Annotated in this window: 16 protein-coding genes; 11 read left to right on the top strand and 5 right to left on the bottom strand. The window is 54.1% G+C overall.

Translation table 11 applies throughout. The features are described 5' to 3' along the window. Positions 1-364 precede the first annotated feature (364 nt). On the bottom strand, positions 365-1,303 hold the full coding sequence (locus VKV18_RS13920; protein ID WP_324204791.1) for a hypothetical protein: 939 nt from the start codon (positions 1,301-1,303) through the stop codon (positions 365-367). A gap of 463 nt (positions 1,304-1,766) precedes the next feature. Between VKV18_RS13920 and VKV18_RS13925 the strand changes: the two genes are divergently transcribed. Beyond that, entirely contained in the window at positions 1,767-2,534 is a 768-nt protein-coding gene (locus VKV18_RS13925; protein WP_324204792.1) for a DUF1559 domain-containing protein, read from the top strand. Between the two features lie 18 nt (positions 2,535-2,552). Further along, on the top strand, positions 2,553-2,744 hold the full coding sequence (locus VKV18_RS13930) for a hypothetical protein (RefSeq protein ID WP_324204793.1): 192 nt from the start codon (positions 2,553-2,555) through the stop codon (positions 2,742-2,744). A gap of 81 nt (positions 2,745-2,825) precedes the next feature. Here the strand turns inward: VKV18_RS13930 and solA are convergent, their stop codons facing one another. Together solA and VKV18_RS13940 are read right to left on the bottom strand one after the other, a co-directional pair. Then, entirely contained in the window at positions 2,826-3,980 is a 1,155-nt protein-coding gene (gene solA, locus VKV18_RS13935; protein WP_324204794.1) for an N-methyl-L-tryptophan oxidase, read from the bottom strand. Positions 3,981-3,994: 14 nt separating this feature from the next. Then, positions 3,995-5,545, bottom strand: coding sequence for an alkaline phosphatase family protein (locus tag VKV18_RS13940; RefSeq protein WP_324204795.1), 1,551 nt, complete (start codon positions 5,543-5,545; stop codon positions 3,995-3,997). A 227-nt stretch (positions 5,546-5,772) separates the two neighbouring features. Between VKV18_RS13940 and VKV18_RS13945 the strand changes: the two genes are divergently transcribed. The 3 genes from VKV18_RS13945 (at position 5,773) to VKV18_RS13955 (ending at position 8,361) form a co-directional block, all read left to right on the top strand. Beyond that, positions 5,773-6,609, top strand: coding sequence for a sulfite exporter TauE/SafE family protein (locus VKV18_RS13945; RefSeq protein WP_324204796.1), 837 nt, complete (start codon positions 5,773-5,775; stop codon positions 6,607-6,609). Between the two features lies 1 nt (position 6,610). Then, entirely contained in the window at positions 6,611-7,045 is a 435-nt protein-coding gene (locus VKV18_RS13950) for a DUF1634 domain-containing protein (protein WP_324204797.1), read from the top strand. Between the two features lie 194 nt (positions 7,046-7,239). After that, positions 7,240-8,361, top strand: coding sequence for an endo-1,4-beta-xylanase (locus VKV18_RS13955; RefSeq protein WP_324204798.1), 1,122 nt, complete (start codon positions 7,240-7,242; stop codon positions 8,359-8,361). 12 nt (positions 8,362-8,373) lie between these two features. On the opposite strand, the gene VKV18_RS13960 is transcribed toward VKV18_RS13955, so the two are convergent. Next, entirely contained in the window at positions 8,374-8,706 is a 333-nt protein-coding gene (locus VKV18_RS13960) for a zinc ribbon domain-containing protein (protein ID WP_324204799.1), read from the bottom strand. Positions 8,707-8,808: 102 nt separating this feature from the next. Then, positions 8,809-12,162, bottom strand: coding sequence for a tetratricopeptide repeat protein (locus VKV18_RS13965; protein WP_324204800.1), 3,354 nt, complete (start codon positions 12,160-12,162; stop codon positions 8,809-8,811). Between the two features lie 259 nt (positions 12,163-12,421). Between VKV18_RS13965 and VKV18_RS13970 the strand changes: the two genes are divergently transcribed. From VKV18_RS13970 to rbfA, 6 genes are all read left to right on the top strand, one after another. After that, the gene (locus VKV18_RS13970) at positions 12,422-13,396 is read left to right on the top strand and encodes a ribose-phosphate diphosphokinase (protein ID WP_324204801.1); all 975 of its coding nucleotides are present in this window, start codon (positions 12,422-12,424) and stop codon (positions 13,394-13,396) included. 273 nt (positions 13,397-13,669) lie between these two features. After that, on the top strand, positions 13,670-14,851 hold the full coding sequence (gene nusA / locus VKV18_RS13975; protein WP_324204802.1) for a transcription termination factor NusA: 1,182 nt from the start codon (positions 13,670-13,672) through the stop codon (positions 14,849-14,851). Between the two features lie 259 nt (positions 14,852-15,110). Further along, on the top strand, positions 15,111-15,449 hold the full coding sequence (gene rnpM, locus VKV18_RS13980) for an RNase P modulator RnpM (protein ID WP_324204803.1): 339 nt from the start codon (positions 15,111-15,113) through the stop codon (positions 15,447-15,449). Next, positions 15,436-17,403, top strand: a complete 1,968-nt coding sequence (gene infB / locus VKV18_RS13985) for a translation initiation factor IF-2 (protein ID WP_324204804.1) — start codon at positions 15,436-15,438, stop codon at positions 17,401-17,403. The genes rnpM and infB overlap by 14 nt, the downstream gene beginning before the upstream one ends. A gap of 18 nt (positions 17,404-17,421) precedes the next feature. Then, positions 17,422-17,703, top strand: coding sequence for a DUF503 domain-containing protein (locus VKV18_RS13990; RefSeq protein ID WP_324204805.1), 282 nt, complete (start codon positions 17,422-17,424; stop codon positions 17,701-17,703). 121 nt (positions 17,704-17,824) lie between these two features. Then, positions 17,825-18,235, top strand: coding sequence for a 30S ribosome-binding factor RbfA (gene rbfA, locus VKV18_RS13995; RefSeq protein WP_324204806.1), 411 nt, complete (start codon positions 17,825-17,827; stop codon positions 18,233-18,235). Positions 18,236-18,322: the final 87 nt, after the last annotated feature.

Below are 18,322 nucleotides of genomic sequence, written 5' to 3' on the forward strand. Positions count from 1 at the left end.
CCCTCCCCAACCCTCAGAACCGGTGGGGATTGAAACACAAGATTTCTCGCCTTCGGCTCGAAATGACAGTTGTGTAACCGGCTCGAAATGACAGTTGTTTATCTCGTCTTCGGCTCGAAAGGACAGGCGTATCGCTGGCTCGTCATACCCCACTCCTATCCCTCAGCCCCCACCCCCCCGCCCCTCCCCCAATTTGGGAGAGGGGAGACCAGTAAGTTCATTGTCGGTTTCCTTTGATACGCTGTCATCTGGAAACTAGCCACAGCCGCCCCCTTTCTCCCGAATCGGGGGAAAGGAAGGGATAGGGGGCGAACGAAGCCGACCTGCTCTACAAACTGCCTCTAGAACCGTGAGACTGGCAGCCCTACCCCCTCAGAACCGGTGGGGATTGAAACACAAGATTTCTCGCCTTCGGCTCGAAATGACAGTTTTGCATCTTGCCTTTGGCTCGAAATGGCGGTTGTATCATCGGTTCTTCAAGGCCGACGCCCTTCCCCTCAAGGCCGACGCCCTCCCCCTCAGTGAGGATTGAAACTTGAAGGCTTTGCAGCGTCTCACGGTTCACCTGGATCAACCCACTGCGCGGTCTATCCAGGTCCATGATAAGAAAAACGGCCACAACAATCCCACCAACGAGCAGAAAAGTTGGGGCGCTAACCCGATGTCCGGCCAGACCGGACGCATAGCCAAGCAAGGCCGCAACGATGACGGACAGAACGAATATGGCTACCAAGATCACATCTGGTACCCTTCTTTGGAAGGCTGCGTTGGTAACGCTTGCTGCATCAATGAGTTGATTGAGAGATTGTACGAAAAGGCCGCTTGTAACCGGCCGAGGGTCTTTTTGCACGGCTTGCATGGCTTCGCTCCAAAGCAGTGTGGTCAGCCGACGTGCCTGTTCCACTTGGGCCTGTCGTTCTGCAGGCTTTGCCAAAGGAATCTCGTTTTCCCGGATGCGTGCCTCCGTATATTGGCTTAAAAGCGACTGAATTTTCTCGTGCATCTCAGTCGGCAGAAGTTGGACTCTTAGGGAGGTGGTTCCGATGGCGTTGGCCTCGCTAACAAGCGCCTCGCTACGGTCTTCATAGCGTTGTAAGGCCCACGAAAAAGTAAAGCTAAGCAAAAGCGATAACAGCCCTAGCATGGCGGCGAGCACCACCCCGACCTGTGATCGCACAGCGTCGGTAGCCTCTGGATGGCGTCGCCTCCCGAATCGAAATCCCATCTCTGTGCTTAGCAGCATAAGGCTTATCAACACGAGAGCGACGAGGGTGGTGGTCTGGTAGTAGATGAGTGTGTTCAAGATTCCTATTCCTTTTATGCATCTGGTTTCATAGTTCACCGAGGCCTTTAGATGGATTATGCGTCAGATAGCGTCTTTCGTCAATAGCGTTGTCTCTCCTGACGTTCTGTCTCATTAGAAACCGAGGGCGGCCTTGATAGTTCTATTGGCGGTTACGGTGAGTACATGTTCTCTATGACACAGAAGTCATCGCTTTTCCACCGACACAAGAGGGGCTTGCCGTTGTCGTCCAATCTTAGAAAAATTGACAAAAACCAAACGTTTAGTTTCAAAAATCAAACGTTTGGTTTCATTTTTAAGATTGAAAATCACAAATGGATTCAATATTTATGAATTTTAAGATTGCATTTCTTGGCACATTGTGATATAATCAAAGTAGCTATGCGGAGACGGCTTCCCCTTCGAGGAGAATTCGTCGCATAAGCTAAAGGCTCTGAATCGCCAACAAAGTTGATGAAAGGAGTTGGAAGGATGCTACTTACACACAAAAGGCCCAAGGGTTTTTACCCTGATTGAGCTTCTCGTCGTTATCGCTATAATAGCGATACTCGCTGCGATCCTTTTTCCTGTTTTCGCTCAAGCACGGGAAAAGGCACGGGCTGTTGCTTGCCTTAGCAACATGAAACAGCTCGGTTTGGCCTACATGATGTACGATCAGGATTACGATGAGACCGGGCCACCTCTCTGGTGGTGGACACAGGCCTTCTGGCCCACCTTTATCTACCCCTACGTCAAAAACCAAGGTCTTTTCCGCTGCCCAGACGATAGTTACGGAGCCACGTTTGTATGGCCCCAAGACAACCCCAAAAATCTACTCCGAAGCTATATGCTCTATGTAGGTGCATCGGCAATGGGCAACACCGGCGGTAAAGAGGCCGGAGTGGAGCAGCCCGCTAACTTCATCGTCTTCGTAGAGAAGAACAGTAACTCCCATGAACCTTGGCCTGAGATGTACTGCCCACCAGAACCCGACCAGTGTTGCAGCCAATATGCTTGTGGGCCTAACAACGCCGGAACAAACTATGGCCGGATCATCTGCCCAGGACAAACTCCAAGACATAACGGCGGATATAACTGGACCCTCATGGATGGGCACACAAAATGGATGCGTATCGAACAAACCATGCATCAATCCCAAGCGCCTGTTGGTGGCAATGTGGACTGGTGGCATCTGTGTAAAGAGACCATGTGGGATCCGACACCAAGCGATCCCAATACCGGTGCAAACTAACAAAGGAGCAGAAACGTCATGCTAGACAAACTTAAATCTAGCGACGTCAACCCAATTGTGGGAGTTGTCGTCATCGTTGTCTTGTTGCTGATCATCGGTTTCATAGGATGGCGCACCTTCGGCAGAAGCGGCCCTAGCGCGGTTCACGTTACCACCCAACAGCCAGGGCAGCCTTTTGCCGGAGCAAAAAGAGTGTATGGCACCCCATAACGAATACGAATGCCAGCTAGGGAGAGCAGGTCGGAAACCCTTACCACCACTGCTCTCCCTAGTTCCATTTGGCTTTAATGACTACCCGCTAGATGGCTTCAAGAAACGACTTAGAGCAAAGCGACGCCTTATGGAACGTAGCTCCGTCGCAAGGAGTGGCTCTTGCTCCGCTGCATCGGTGGCCAATACGGCAACCAGTTTGCCTAACAACGCCGTGAATTTGAAGCCGTGCCCCGAACAACCGCTTACCAACCAGACATTCGGGTTATGCGGAACCGCATCCAGAATAAAATCCTCATTCGGCGTGTTGGTATAGAGACATACCTGCGAGTAGGTAACACGGTCACAAAGATCGGGAAAGCGCTTCAGAGCGTAGGCCACCATTTCTAAACGATAGCTCTCATCCACCACGCGATTTACGGAATTGGGGTCTACCGGCTCGCCCAGATTATGATCGGCCAGTTTAACCCCTTCTACTTTGCCATCCTGCGGAAAGCCATAGATCAGCCGGTCGGTATCAATCCAAACCGGAAACGCTCCGGGCAAGAAGCGCTCCGGGTGCCGCGCGATCTGAAGATAGACCACCTGCTGCCGCGTTACCTCTAAAGGCAGATGCAGATCGGGAAAGAGTTTGCTTATCCAGGGGCCGGCCGTAACGATGACCCTATCGAAGGTCTCCTCTCCATGTGAGCTAACCACTACCGGTCGCTCACGGCCCGTAATAAGTTGGTGAACGGGGGTATGCTCCCGAATTTGCGCCCCATGCTGCTGTGCCAACCGAACGTTGGCCAGCACGCAGCGTGTCGCACGCAAAAAGCCGCCCTCCGCTTGATAGCAGGCCATCTCGTTCTCCGCCAGCCGAATCGCCGGGAAGCGCTTCTCCACCTCTCCCTTGTCGAGCAGTTCATAGGGAATGTTCTCTGCGTCGAGTGCCTGGGTTGTTTTGCCCAAAAAGGCATTGCCCTCCTCACCAAAAAAGAGGCTGCCACAACGTACCCGTAGCTCCTCGTTCGCCTCCGCCTCCAACTCATCCCAACATCGGTAGGCAAGCTTCATCAGATGGGTATAAAACGAATCGGTATAGCCATAGCGGATCGCACGCGACTCGCCGTAGGAACTTCCCTTATCGTTTCCCACACGAAACTGCTCGTAAGCGACCACCGTATGGCCCGCCTGCGCCAGATACCTACAGGCAGCACTTCCTGTGCCGCCCAACCCGATCACCGCAACGCGCATCTTCTCGTCCTCTTTCAGATATAGCCCAGCTCCTCTAACCGACGCGCCAACTCCTCTTCTTCTTGTTCCGTGTAAGCGCGTTCCTCTTGCAGTGGTGCCGATGGCGAGAGTGCCTGCCTCAGGTTAGATGCAGGCTCCCCCTCTTGGCTCCTCTCGATAATCTTCCCCCTCATATTCGCAGGAATGGGGAGACCAAAAGCGTTCAACACCGTAGGCGCAATATCATAGAGAGAGAGGCCCTTAAGGGCACCCGTCGCATCCATTGCCTTTGCGGGTGCTGCTGTACTGCGAAGTGCCTTTACATCGGCCATAAGAAAGATGCCAAAGGGAGCATGATTGGCGTCATCGGGGCCGGTGTCGTTGGTGTGAGTCCACAAAGTGTTATGCCCCACGCTGCCTACGGAACGCCAATGCAGGTCGCCGAAGTAGACGATAAGATCGGGGGGGACTCCTCGGCAGGATGTATAGACCTCCTCCGGTCGAAATACGCGATTGCCCATGGGGCGTCCGTTATCGTCGGGAAGCGCCTCGATGCGCCGAATAAGCTCTTGCTTCAACGCCTCAACCTCCTCGGGAGGCACCGTTCCCTGTGGCTCACGGCCGAGCACGTTAAGAAACAGTCGTCCATAGTAGCCGCCGTCGCCCCAAGCGCGTGTGCGGCTCCAATCTACCATGTCTGGGGAGAATTTGGTGGGGGTTTCGGGCACGGTTTTTAGCACGAGATATCCCTCTTGCATCAGCCACTCGTTGAAGCAAAAGCCACCCACCATACGCTTAGCCCCATGGTCGGATACCACCAACAGGAGAGTATTTTCGTCGAGAAGTTGCACCAAAGCCTCGATCTGGGAGTCGAGATAGCGATAGTAGTTCCGAATGGCGTTAGCAAAGCGATGTTTTGGCTGGTGGAAGGGGTGGTGCGCATCCATGTAGCGCCAAAAAGCGTGATGCATGCGATCGGGGCCCATCTCCACCATTACGAAGAGATTCCAGGAACGCGTTGTAAGGAGGTGCTTTGCGAGCGTAAAACGTCTCTCGGTCATCGTGTAGATTTCGGCGAGGAGAGCGTCACGGTCTTTTTCGCGAAACCCACGTGCATCTAACAGATAGTCTCCAACCACCTGGGCGATCTCTTGCCGCAGTTCCGGCGGATAGGTGTACTCTTCTTGGGTGCTTGGGGCCAGAAAATCGCTTACCAGCACCCCTTTGAGAGGTTTAGGAGGATAGGTTAGCGGTACCCCCAGAATAAGGCTTTCTTTGCCCTGCTCTCCAAGGAGTTCCCAAAGAGTTGGCTCGCATACCATACGGCTATTGGCGAACTCCAAGGCACCATAAGAGCGGTCACGGCGATTCCGAAAACCGTAGATGCCCAATGCGCCTGGGTCGCAGCCGGTCATCATGCACATCCAAGCAGGCACGGTAATAGGGGGCACCGTGCTCTCTAAGGGGCCGTAGCACCCCCTAGCCATTAACCGTGCAAGAAACGGAAGTTCCTCGCGATACCTCTCAAAAACGAGGCTCGGCTCTGCACAGTCAAGCCCGAGAATACAAACTTTTTCGTAGCCCATACCTCTCTTCAATCTCCAACGTTCTGCCGAGTAGTTAGTTTATCCGTTTTTGGCTCCATTTGCGAAGGTTCCGTGCCGCATTCCTAAGCCCCCTTCGTGCAGAGGGCTACCGAGGTACCCACATGGGCTAAAATTTAAGGTAACAATTCGGCGTGTAGAAACGTATTAAAGTGGGGTTCGTTCCCTGTCACAGGCTCTTTTATTTTCACAAAAGAAACAGAACAACCTTGACCGTCCTTCCATTCACCATACTGATCTGGATCGGCTCTTTTCTTGCCGGGCTTATCGGCGCGCTCACCGGTCTGGGGGGTGGCGTCGTTATCGTGCCGCTGCTGGCGCTTGTGTTTCATGTGGACATCCGCTATGCAATCGGCGCCTCCCTCATCTCCGTTATCGCAACCTCTTCCGGCGCTGCCGCGGCCTACGTGAAAGAAGGTTACTCCAACATCCGGATCGGCATGTTTCTCGAGGTGGCAACGACTTCGGGAGCTATTTTAGGGGCGTTTATTGCCGCTCATGTGCATACAAGTACCATCGCTATTATTTTCGGATTGGTGCTGCTTTACTCCTCTTATCTGTCGAGTAAACCCAAAGAGGAGCATGTGGTGGAAGCGCCGCCCGACCCGCTAGCTACCCGACTTCGCATGAACGGCACCTACCCTACTGCGGAGGGTATGAAAAGCTATAACGTCTACCACGTGCCGACCGGTTTTAGCCTCATGTTTGTGGCCGGTGCGCTCTCGGGGCTTTTAGGCATCGGATCGGGAGCGGTAAAAGTGTTGGCAATGGATCAGGCGATGTCCATCCCCTTCAAGGTCTCTACCACCACGAGTAACTTTATGATCGGGGTTACTGCGGCGGCGAGTGCAGGTATCTACCTTGATAGAGGCTATATTGACCCAGGGCTCGCGATGCCGGTGATGCTGGGTGTGCTTATGGGTTCTCTGCTCGGCGCGCGTCTCCTCGTGTTCGCACGGGTTAAGATGCTGCGCACCGTCTTTAGTCTGGTGATTCTTGCGCTTGCCCTCGAGATGATTTTCAATGGAATTACGGGGAGGCTCTAGCGTGGAAGAGGGACAAAAAGCGTTTTCACAAACATCTGCAGAGGAGATCAAAGCTCCCAACCAAGACTGGCGCGATGAGCAGATAGAGATCGTCATCGGCAATCTACTTCGGATCGGTGTGCTCCTCTCCGCCGCCGTTGTTTTCATAGGAGGCATTCTCTACCTGTTTAAGTACGGTAACGAGAAAATACACTACCATACCTTTCAAGAAGCGCCATCAGACCTACGCAGCGTCACCGGCGTTATCCACGATGCGCTTCAGGGACATAGTCGCGGCATTATTCAGCTCGGTCTTCTGCTTCTCATCGCCACCCCTATCGCTCGTGTTATCTTTTCGATCTATGCGTTTATCCGTGAAAAAGACGGCCTGTATGTTGTCGTCACGCTCATCGTTTTGGCAATACTGCTCTACAGTCTGATTTGGGGCCATTTCTAACCAAAGGCCGAATCGGCCCTCGTAAAAGTATTTGAATTTTGTGGAGAAGCTGCTTCCCAGCAACGTTGTGTTCTTTTTAGTTGTTTTTTCTGTGAACCCTATCCCTTTCAGTGCGTCTATGGCTATTGAAAGAAGCTGCAAGAAAGTCAATACACAAGATGGTTAGCTTCTTAGCATTTTAAAGAGGACGAACCATGAGAAGAACCCTATCCATAGCCGCCATCTGCGGTTTTTGTCTCCTATGGGGCATTGGAGCAAAAGCGCAAACTGCCTTTCAACAGCACACACCTCTACCGCCAGATAGTCCTTACGGTGTAGACCTCAACCTTGTTTTGGTGCGCAACGAACTGGGAATACGCCAATTACCGACGCTACTAACAGGGCTTTCCAGAGCGGGTATTGGCTACGTGCGCATCGGACTGGAGTGGAACACGGTTGAGCCACACCAAGGAGTGTGGAACTTCGCTACAACGGACCGGATCGTTGAGGTAGCGGCCAGATATCACATGCGCGTGCTTGCCGAGCTAGGAGGTACGCCGAGATGGGCTTCGACGGCAACGGGCGGTAGTTCCGACCCATGGGACTACCCGCCACGAAATTGGAACGACTGGAGCAACTACGCCGCTCAACTTGCACACCGTTATCGTGGCATGGTTATGGCCTGGAAGGTACTGAACGAACCGGTGCTGCTTGACCGACGCGTGGGCGGAGCATGGTCTGCCTCGACCTACGCCAAAGCTCTCGGGCTGGCATATCGGGCTATTCATAGAGAAGACCCCAGAGCGATAGTTATGTCGGGATGTGTGTGGTGGGACGATCCGGCGACAATGCCTAACTCAAAGTACTATCGGGCCTTAGTTATCGATCCAACCTATCCACTTTATAAGAACATAGACGTAATGAACCTTCATTACAACGATATTCCGCCCATCGCGCAAGCTAAGTGGTTGGCCGATCTTCATCGGGTCATGCGACGGGATGCCGGTAGGGAGCTGCCCATTTGGATAGATGAGGTTGCCTATCCGGCAGACCCATCAGAACAGAACGATGCCGGCTACAAAGACGGCCCACTTTCTCAAGCGAAGTACTTAACAGACACGCTGAGGGTGAACTTTGCCGATCCGGCCGTAGAGAAGGTGTTTTGGACGTTTCCTTTCGACGGGCCTAGTCGTACCCATGGGCCTGTGGAATATACATGGGGACTTTACGCTGTGATCAAACAAAACGGCGTCAAACACGGCTTCTTACAACCGCGTCCATCGCTGGAAGCCTATGCGGATTTTATTCACGCGCACCCTAAAGAGGACATGCCTTAAACGCATCGGCTTCTATTCAGGCGCCTCCTCGGCCTCTCCCTCTTCCGATTCGAGGAGCGCCTGCTCCAGCTCCTCTTCATCCATATCCTCTCCCATCTCCCTGCTAAGAGTACGCATCATGCGGCGTACCGCTTTGGGATCGTTCTCGTCTAGCCCCTCAAGCTCATCGGCCATCGCGTCTAAAGCCTCATCCTCGCCACGCAAGCGCGAGAATCGGCTGATCAGCCGCGACACCTCCGTGCTACCACAGCGCGGGCAGACTAAAGATACCTCACCGGCCACCATCCCCACCAGTTTGCGGAAACGGCGGCGGCACCCGGAGCAAAGGTATTCGTAAATAGGCATGGCTCGCTCCTTTTGCTTAAACGATTACCGGTCTTTTTTCTAACCCAATTTTCTTTTGCTGTCAAGTTTTGCGCCCTTCTCACCCTTAGCCACCTAAGCATTCTACTCTAGCAGTGCCGGTAATCGGAGCCATACATCACGCCAATCCTCTGGTTGCATGTTTGCCGATTTCAGCGACGGCGATGTTAGGTTTAGGGCCTCTCTTAAACGCTGTACCGATCGGTCGTAATCGCCTTTTTCTATCGGTGGAATGACCCAACCGCCGGTTATGCGCAGGGTTTCGGCGGTTGCCAGCAGCGGATGAGCCTCTTCATAGCGACCTAACCACACGAGCTGCTGCCCCACACGCCGCAGCAATCGCTCTTGTTCGGGCAAAAGCCCGCTTCGGTCACAGAGCGCCATAGAGTGCAGGATGGCTTCCCGTGCGGCGCTGATGTGTCCTAAACGCCATAACAGCATCCCTTGGAGCGTTTTGGCGCGAGCGGCCTCATCCCACGCGATGGTGTCGGTATCCTGTGTAATTTTCGACGCCTCTTCAAGCAGTTCCACCGTAACCTCCTCACGTCCCTCTTTTTCTGCCAACATCGCTTGCACAAATAAAAGCGAGGCCTGATCGGCGGGGTTGATGCTATCTGTATAGGCCTGCTGCTGTTCTCGCGCTCCGCGATAAACCTCTGCAAGCTCTTCCCAGCGCCCCATCTGCCAGAGCAGTTCGAGGCGCAAACGAAAACTTATCCTACTCTGCGACCTTTTGGCGATCTCCCTTACCAGCCGCTGCTGCTCCTCCATCCAGGCCAAAGCGCTTGCGCAATCTCCTCGCATCGCTTCCACTAAAGCCAAAGCATAGAGGTTTCGAACGATTTGGGCATCCTCCCTACGCATCTGAAAAATCCGCTGCGCTGTTGATAGCTGTTCATAGGCTTCGGTGAGAGCACCCTGCTGCCGTTTGATCTCACCGATAGCACGACGTAATACCGCTTCCGTACCGGGGTCATAGTGCTCTTCATTCAGGCGTAAACAGAGCGCAAGTTGGGGAAGCGATTCGTGATAGCGCCCCAGAAAAGTGTAGAGACCGGTTAGATTGGCCAGAGTAATGCCGTAGTTCACCATATCGCCTATTTGCTTACGAAGTTCCAGCGAACGCTGATAAAGCTCCATCGCCCTGTCGTACTGCTGGTTATCCGCGTAGAGCTGGGCCATAAGATCGAGTGTGCCACCGATGCCGCTTCTATCTTCATGCTCACGATATATCTCTAACGCTTTCTCAAGCAACTCGATGGCATCGGGACGACCGGTCATGGCCACATTCTGAAAAACCGTAGCCTGTAAATCGGGTGGCAGCTCGGCTAAACGTTGGAAGGCCAGCTCCCGCCAGCGGCGCCGCTCCAAGCGATAGCCCAAACCGCGCCAAAACTCATCTGAAGCCTTGCCGAGCTGCACCCCCAAAGGCAGTTCGCGCCCGGTTAAACACCATTCAATAGCAGCCCGTATATTTTCTCTTTCCGTTTCGATGATCGGCATCCATTGGGGCACACCTAGCGAACCTGCGGCTTTAGCCTGTTTTAACAGCCCATCATAGTAGAGCGCATGGCGATGGCACAAGGTTGTGCGTTCTTCTTGAGAGAGTTGCTCGTAGGCAAACTCGCGGATAGTCTCCAACATGCGCCAGCGTTGCTGCTCCACACCGACGGGGTAGGTGGTAACCAGAGAGTGATCGAGCAATGTAAGAAGCCCCTCTAAAGCGGCCTCACCACACACCCACGCAGCTGCCTCGGTCGTCCACCCTCCACGGAAAACGCTGAGACCGCGCAGCAGCGTTTGGAGGCTTTCCGGCAGCATCTGATAGCTCCAGGCAACCGTCTCCTTGAGCGTGCGGTGTCGCTGCATCGTATCTCGCTGGCGATTAACCAGCAGTTCGAAACGATGCTCCAGACGAGACAGCATCTGCGAGGGGCTCATCACCGGCACCCAAGCCGCGGCCAGCTCGATGGCGAGTGGCAGACCATCTAGATGATGGCACAACTGCCGCACAGCTTCGGCATTGCGCTCCGTCAGGGTAAAGTCGGGTCGCTTGCGTTGGGCGCGTTCCAGAAATGTCTGAATCGCGGCGAACTCGAGAAGCTGGTTTTGATCTACCGGCTGTTCGGGCACGTGCAGAGGATTCAGCGGAATTTCGTGCTCTATTTCGAGGTTGAGGCGACGGCGCGAGGTAACAAGCAAACGAAGGTTCGGATGCGATTCCAAAAGCCGGCGTAGGAAGAGCGCGCAGTCCTCCTCCATCTGTTCAAAATTATCGAGCACCAACAACAGTTTCCGGTTCGAGAGGGCCAGTTTTAACCGCTCCTCCACCGGCAGGGAAGTGTCAGGAGGCCCTTTGAGTACGGCAATGATCGCTTCAACAAGTTGATCTTTGTGATAAAGCTCCGCCAGAGGCACAAACGCGATCTGTTCAGGACACACCTGCCTTAGCAGGTGTGCGACCTCTACGGCAAGGCGGGTTTTGCCTACCCCGCCCGGGCCTGTTATCGAGAGCAGACGTACCTCTTGACGATCGGGCTGGAGTTTTTCAAGAGCGAGTTGAAGCTCCTGCTCACGGCCGAAAAAACCCGTTAAGTACAGGGGCAACGTGTTGCTAAGGGGAGGAGTTGACGATGGCACCTCCTCAGAGTGTAACGGAAAAGCTGAGAGAAAGAGTGTTGACCTGGGCGAAGCGTCATCGGAGAGATGCTTTTTGATGCCTTCGGCCAGTTGGCGCAACGATTGCGGTGGAGGCGATTGCAACTGCTCCTGGAAGAGACGCTCTATCTCTTGATAGCGCTGGAGTGCGCGCTCGTATTGCCCTTGAGCGGCCAGAAGCTGCAACAGCAGATACTGCACCGATTCGTCTAGTGGGTCGTAGGCCAAAGCGCGATAAGCATACTCGGTGGCTTGGCCAAATGCCTCTTGTTTTTGGAGCAGCCCGATCAGGTCACGCAAGGCCTGCTGCCATTTATCGGCGAGGCGCTGTCGTTCCAAAAGGATGAAATCCTCATAGAAGCCGGGAAGGAGGTCGCCTTGGTAGAGGCTTACGGCGCGCGACAGCAGCTCAAGCCGCCCGGCCTCTTTCGTCGCTTGCGCCTCCATAAGCAATGCATCAAACTCCGCCACATCCGTAACAACCGCCTGTTTGCGTAGCCCTACATAGTCCCGGCTCACGGTGAAGAGGCTTTCGGTTGTCATAGAGGGAATACGAAACTGTTTGCGCAGGGTACTAAGCGCCATGCGGAGATTATGTCGTCCCGTCTCTTCGTCGGCATCCGGCCATAGCAAGACGGCCAACTCCTCACGTGGAAACAGGTGACCAACGTGTAGCGCAAGATAGGCCAAAAGCACGCTCGCTTTTTTGGTGGCGAAACGCTCTATTCGATAACGCCCAAACTCCGCTCGGAGAGCGCCGAACATCTGTATTCGCCACATATTCTTCATTTCCCAATAACAGTGCAGCCCTAGACCCTGTGGGGGCGTGGTTGTTTTGCCATGCGAAGCGTGTTAGAGCCATCTTAAACCTAAGATGATGCGCGCACTCTTTCAATGGCAGGTTCATATAGAGATTTATTATGTACTATTCAACGCAGTTGAGAAAAGCACCTTCTCCATTTTAGCCCTATTTTCTTTGTTACTTGACAGTAGGGCTATGCGGTATAACGATTCGCACTTCTTATGTTGGGAGAGACCATTGCAAAACCCTTCGCCTTCCGAATTTGAGTTGAAAGTGTTCGCCGGGCCGGGAAACCCGGAGCTTGCCCACGCGGTGATCGAGAAGTTAGGCGTGCCGGCAGGGAAAATGATCTATAGGCAGTTTCCCGATGGGGAAAGCTACGTACGCTTTGAAGAAAGCGTGAGAGGAACCGATGCCTACATCATTCAACCCACCAGCCCACCGGTAGATACCAATCTTATGGTGCTTCTTGCCGCCATAGATGCCCTACGCCGTGCTTCCGCTCGACGCATCACCCCTGTTATTCCTTACTATGGATATGCCCGCCAAGAAAAAAGAACGTTACCCAGAGAGCCGATCATGGCGAAACTCGTGGCGGATATGCTGGTGGCGGCGGGTGCCCATCGCATTATGTGCCTAGACCTCCATGCCGATGCCATACAAGGGTTCTTCAACATTCCGTTAGACCACCTGACCGCGGTAAACCTGTTTATTGACTACTTTGCCTCAGAACTGCAGGCGCTTTTACCGGAGGTCGTTGTTGTGTCGCCGGATGAGGGGCGTGTTAAAAAGGTGCGCCAAGTGGCACAGGCACTCCAGGTGGAGCTGGCCGTAGGCTATAAACATCGTCCCGACATGCTCTCGCCAGAGGTTACCCACCTCGCCGGCAATGTAAACGATAAGATACCGATCATCGTGGAGGATATGATCACCACCGGCAGCAGCATCCTACAGGCCGTAGAGGCCCTCTTAAGCCACGGATGCCGTCGTCAAATCTACGTGGCGGCCACCCACGGGGTGTTGGTGGGTTCGGCGGTGGAACGCATCTGTTCCCGCCCGGAAATCGCGGCGCTCATCGTGACCGATTCGGTGGCTCTGCCCGTGGAAAAACGCCACCCAAAGCTGAAGGTGCTCTCCGTAGCGAATCTGTTTGCAGAAGCGATAAGAAGGGCTAATAGCAACGAATCGATCACCTCTCTGTTCGATGAATAGCCCTCTACCTTAGAGAGCATACAAGTCTACATGGCCACTGAATCGGGCGAGAGAACCAGCCGACAGCATTGCTTTTTCAGGAAATGGAAATAAAAAATATGAGAGAAATAGCAACTTTGCTTATCTCTCTTGCCTTCTGCTAAACGGTGTGGTATAATTGAAAAACAAGAAGGCAGACGGCACTCATGAGGAGTGGGCTGAGGCCCACTCCTTTGTTTCAAAAAGGTTGGTCCTTTCTTGAGGCAAGCCCGCGTGGCTTCGGGAGATTGAGTTATGAATGGGGAGTTTCTAGACGTCTTACAACAGATAGCCCGTGATAAAGAGATACCGTTACAGGAACTTATTGAGATGGTAGAGGTCGCTTTGGCCACCGCTTACCGTCGCAGCCATTTCTTGAGCGGCGAGGTGAAGGTGAAAATTCTTCAAGAAAAAGGCAATCGCGTGAGCTATCGGGTCTACATGGAGAAAACGGTGGTAGACCACCCAACAACCTCCCCCAACGAAATCTCTCTGCAAGAGGCCCGTAAGCTGCGCCCTGGGGTGAACGTGGGCGAACAGATCGAGATCGATCTGCCTAGCTCTATGGAGGAGATGGGGCGCATTGCCGCCCAAACGGCTCGAAATGTTGTGCTGCAACGTATTCGTGAGGCCGAACGACATAAAACCTATGAGGAGTTCGCGGATAAGGTTGATACGGTGGTTACCGGCACGGTACACCGTCGCGAAGGGCGCAATGTGATCGTTCATCTGGGCAAAGTGGATGCTATTCTTCCACCTCAGGAACAGGTAGAGACCGAACCTTACGATCTCAACGATCGCATCAAGGTCTACGTATTAGAAGTAAGAGAGACGCCGCGAGGCCCGCAGGTCATTGTTTCCCGAACCCACCCTGGGCTTATCCGTCGGCTCTTTGAGCTTGAGGTTCCTGAAATCGAGGATGGCACGGTGATCATTAAAAGCGTGGTGCGAGAGCCGGGGGCGCGCTCCAAAGTGGCCGTAATGAGCCGAGATGAGAAGGTGGATGCCCAAGGCGCCTGCATCGGCCCGCGAGGCATTCGCGTTCAGAACATCGTGAACGAGCTTTATAACGAAAAGATTGACATCGTGCGATGGAGCGCGGACGATACGGCCTATATCGCCGAATCGCTCTCGCCTGCCAAAGTCACAAAGGTAGAGCTTGATCCGACAACCAAGAGCGCCCTGGTGGTGGTGCCCGATAACCAGCTCTCCCTGGCGATCGGTAAGTCCGGCCAAAATGTTCGGTTGGCCGCTCGCCTCACCGGATGGCGTATTGACATTCGCAGCGAGTCGCAGCTGGCCAAAGCTTCCCAACCGGCAGAGGCTGATGGCAAGCACCCGCAAAGCCATCCTCTAGAAGAACATGGCACTTTGGAAAACCCGGAACAAGACAGTGCCGGCGCGACCTCTGTTGCCTCGCCAAAGTCGGTGTCTTGAGGGCATGCTCGTGAAAACGATCGGGAATTTTAACAAATGAGCGGGCTATCTTCTCAATTTTCTGCCCGCAAGGCCAATGAGGAAAAACAGGACGTGGCTGCGGTAAGCCCGTCAAGGGAGGAGACGCGATGAAGAGAGCTTAAGTGTCCATTCATCCGTCCACCCAAACGCAACGCGCTTTCCTCTGTTGCGTTCTCCTCCTAACCCCCTGTTGCCTCAAAGCCTTCAAGTCTTAATGAAAGAAGGATTCAAAGCCGGTATGAGACCGCGCCGTGTGCCTATACGTACCTGTGTCGCCTGCCGAACCACAGACGCAAAACGCGCCCTTCTGCGCGTGGTGCGCCAGCCCGATGGCACCGTCTGTTATGATGCCAAAGGAAAAATGTCGGGGCGGGGTGCCTACGTGTGCGCACGCGTGGAATGCGTTGAGCAGGCCCGGAAACAGAAAAAGCTGGAGCGCTCTCTTAAGGTGGAAAAAATAGCGCCTGAACTGTTTCAAGAGCTGCTTCAGATAGTTTCGCAGAATAATGCAACTGCGCCTGCAGAACCACCGCCGGCACAGCAACTGGAGATAGGAGAACAGAATGATAGAGGCTAGAGGAATTCGCGTAACAGAGCTTGCTAAAACGCTGAACATTACGGTAGCGGAACTAACATCCGCTCTGCAGGACTTAGGTATCGCCGTTTCTGACCCCAACAGCACGGTACTTGACCATGAAACGGCAACGGCTGTGCAGGAGATGCTAGGGCAAAGCGCCGCCGATGCAAAGGAGATCGAGGTGCCGGCCAATGCCACCTTGAAGGAGGTGGCCGAGGCCATAGGCATAAGCCCCACCGAAGCCACAAAGAAAATGATGCAGCTTGGCGAACTGGTAGGCCCGCATCAACGGCTTAGTACCGCTCTGGCCGAGCGGCTTGCAGCGGCCTATGGGTTTAAATTGCGCATTAAGTCGCCTGCATCCGCCCCGGCGGCCTCGGCGCCGAAAAACGCACGGTATAAGCCCGGCACAGGCACTCTACAACCACGCCCCCCCGTGGTAACCGTCATGGGCCATGTAGACCACGGCAAGACCTCTCTTTTAGACGCCATTCGTAAAACCCATGTGGCCGAAGGAGAGTTCGGAGGCATTACCCAACACATCGGCGCATATCAGGTGGAGATACAACATAATGGGCAGCCTGCGCGCATTACCTTTCTCGATACCCCTGGGCATGAAGCCTTTACCCAGATGCGCGCCCGAGGTGCCAGTGTCACCGACATCGTGGTTCTTGTGGTGGCAGCAGACGATGGCGTTATGCCGCAAACGGTTGAGGCCATCCACCATGCCCAAGCCGCTGAGGTACCCATTATCGTGGCCATTAATAAAATTGACAAACCCGATGCCCGCCCCGACCGCGTGAAGCAACAACTTGCAGAACACAACCTTTTGGTAGAAGAGTACGGCGGCGACGTGCCTGTGGTGGAGGTCTCCGCAAAAACAGGCCAGGGAATTCAAGACCTGCTTGAGTATATCCTGTTATTGGCCGAACTGCATGATCTCAAAGCCGACCCAAACGGCCCCGTTCGTGGAACCATCATCGAGGCCAAACTTGAGCCGGGGCGTGGGCCGGTAGCCACCGTGCTGGTGCAGTCAGGCACCCTACGGGTCGGCGATAGTATTGTTGCCGGGCTAACCTACGGCAAAGTGCGCGCGATGACCAATGAACGTGGTGAACGCCTGCAAAAGGCACCGCCTTCTACCCCTGTTGAAGTGCTGGGCTTAAATAGTGCCCCTATGGCCGGGGATGTGGTGGAGGTAGTAAAAAATGAAAAAGAGGCACGCCAAATTGCCGAAAAGCGCCAAGAGAAGGTACGCGCCGAGCGCCTCACAAGCACCACACGCCGAATCTCTCTCGCAGACCTTTCGCGCCAGGTCGCCGAGGAGGCTACGAAAGACTTCAATCTCATCGTTAAAGCCGATGTGCAGGGTAGCCTCGAAGCGGTGCTCGGGCAGATCAACAAGATCGCTCAGGAGGCCCAAAGCGACGATATCCATGTTTCGGTGAAACACAGCGGCATCGGCTCCGTTACCGAAAGCGACGTGAGCCTCGCGGTGGCGACCGATTCGGTAATTATCGGCTTCAACGTGCGTGCGGATGCCGCTGCCCAGAAAGCGGCCGAGCGCGATGGGGTGGATATTCGCCTCTACAACATCATCTACGACCTTACGGAAGACCTGCAGAAGGCGGTAAAGGGCCTGTTGACCCCAATCTACGAAGAGGTAATGCTTGGCCGGGCACGTGTGCTGCAGCGCTTCCAGACACCGAAAGGCCTGGTGATCGCCGGCTGTTCGGTCATTGAGGGGAAAGTAGTACGGGGTGCGGAAGTGCGAATTATTCGCAACAAAGAGAAGATTTTTACAAGCCGCATCGAAAGCCTGCGCCGTCTGAAAGACGATGTGCGTGAGGTGCTGCAAGGCTACGAGTGCGGAATGGTCATCGAGAACTGGACGGACGTTCAGCCCGACGACATCATCGAGTGCTACGAGATGCAGGAGGTCGCCCGCAGCTAACCTGGAGGAGATCGCGCCATGCATGTCGCCACCCTAACACTTACCATCTACCTTCATGAGGTGCGCTCGCTGAAAGAGAAACGCCAGATCGTACAGAGCCTTATAGATACGATGCGGCGCAAATATAACGTATCTATTGCAGAAGTTGATGGGCTTGACGTTTGGCAACAGGCGGTTCTCGGAGTGGCCTGCGTCTCTAACGATAACCGCCACCTCCAGCGTGTGCTCGATAGCCTGTTGAACACGTTGGAGGCCAACCCCAACATTGACGTAGGCCCAATAGAGCGCGAGATATGGTGAGGCATCGAAAAGGAACGACTCACATTTCATGCCGACGCCGGCTAGAAACGATAAGGTTTTAAGAAAAGTTTCCGAATATTTTTAGATTGTAGCCCGTCTACTTAGAAAGAGAGAAAAAACCATGAGCGTACGTCAGCAAAGAGTTCAGGAGCAACTATTGCATGAAATAAGCGACATTCTTCACAAAGAGCTGCGTGATCCGCGCCTTGGTTTTGTGACGCTCACCGCTGCCGAAATCTCACGAGACTTGCGCCATGCCAAAGTCTACGTAAGTGTTCTCGGAGACGAGGAGGCTCAAAAGCAGTGTCTTAAAGCCCTCAACGGGGCTGCCGGGCTGCTCCGCGGCGAGTTTGCTCGTCGTGCCCATCTGCGGGTCGCCCCGGAGCTTGAATTCCGCCTCGACCACGGCATCGAGCGGGGTCTGCAGATCGCGGAACTGCTCCGTTCCGTAGAGAGCGATCTGAAACCCCATGAGGTCGAAACACCCGATGGGTCTAAAGAAGTGAAAGGAGATAGCAGTACCGATTCATGAGAAAAGCGGCTCTGGCTGTGGCAAGAGCGCTCTGTAGCACAGAACGCGTGGTCCTTGCTGCCCACGTTAACCCTGATGGAGACACCC

This window comes from Chthonomonas sp. (assembly GCF_035294505.1).
GTDB lineage: Bacteria > Armatimonadota > Chthonomonadetes > Chthonomonadales > Chthonomonadaceae > Chthonomonas.

Bases quoted from the DNA above. Each gene is read 5' to 3' on its own strand.
- nusA (WP_324204802.1), top strand. From the start codon at position 13,670: ATGAATGGGGAGTTTCTAGACGTCTTACAACAGATAGCCCGTGATAAA.
- VKV18_RS13930 (WP_324204793.1), top strand. From the start codon at position 2,553: ATGCTAGACAAACTTAAATCTAGCGACGTCAACCCAATTGTGGGAGTT.
- solA (WP_324204794.1), bottom strand. From the start codon at position 3,980: ATGCGCGTTGCGGTGATCGGGTTGGGCGGCACAGGAAGTGCTGCCTGT.
- infB (WP_324204804.1), top strand. From the start codon at position 15,436: ATGATAGAGGCTAGAGGAATTCGCGTAACAGAGCTTGCTAAAACGCTG.
- rbfA (WP_324204806.1), top strand. From the start codon at position 17,825: ATGAGCGTACGTCAGCAAAGAGTTCAGGAGCAACTATTGCATGAAATA.
- VKV18_RS13960 (WP_324204799.1), bottom strand. From the start codon at position 8,706: ATGCCTATTTACGAATACCTTTGCTCCGGGTGCCGCCGCCGTTTCCGC.
- VKV18_RS13990 (WP_324204805.1), top strand. From the start codon at position 17,422: ATGCATGTCGCCACCCTAACACTTACCATCTACCTTCATGAGGTGCGC.
- VKV18_RS13955 (WP_324204798.1), top strand. From the start codon at position 7,240: ATGAGAAGAACCCTATCCATAGCCGCCATCTGCGGTTTTTGTCTCCTA.
- VKV18_RS13940 (WP_324204795.1), bottom strand. From the start codon at position 5,545: ATGGGCTACGAAAAAGTTTGTATTCTCGGGCTTGACTGTGCAGAGCCG.
- rnpM (WP_324204803.1), top strand. From the start codon at position 15,111: ATGAGACCGCGCCGTGTGCCTATACGTACCTGTGTCGCCTGCCGAACC.
- VKV18_RS13965 (WP_324204800.1), bottom strand. From the start codon at position 12,162: ATGTGGCGAATACAGATGTTCGGCGCTCTCCGAGCGGAGTTTGGGCGT.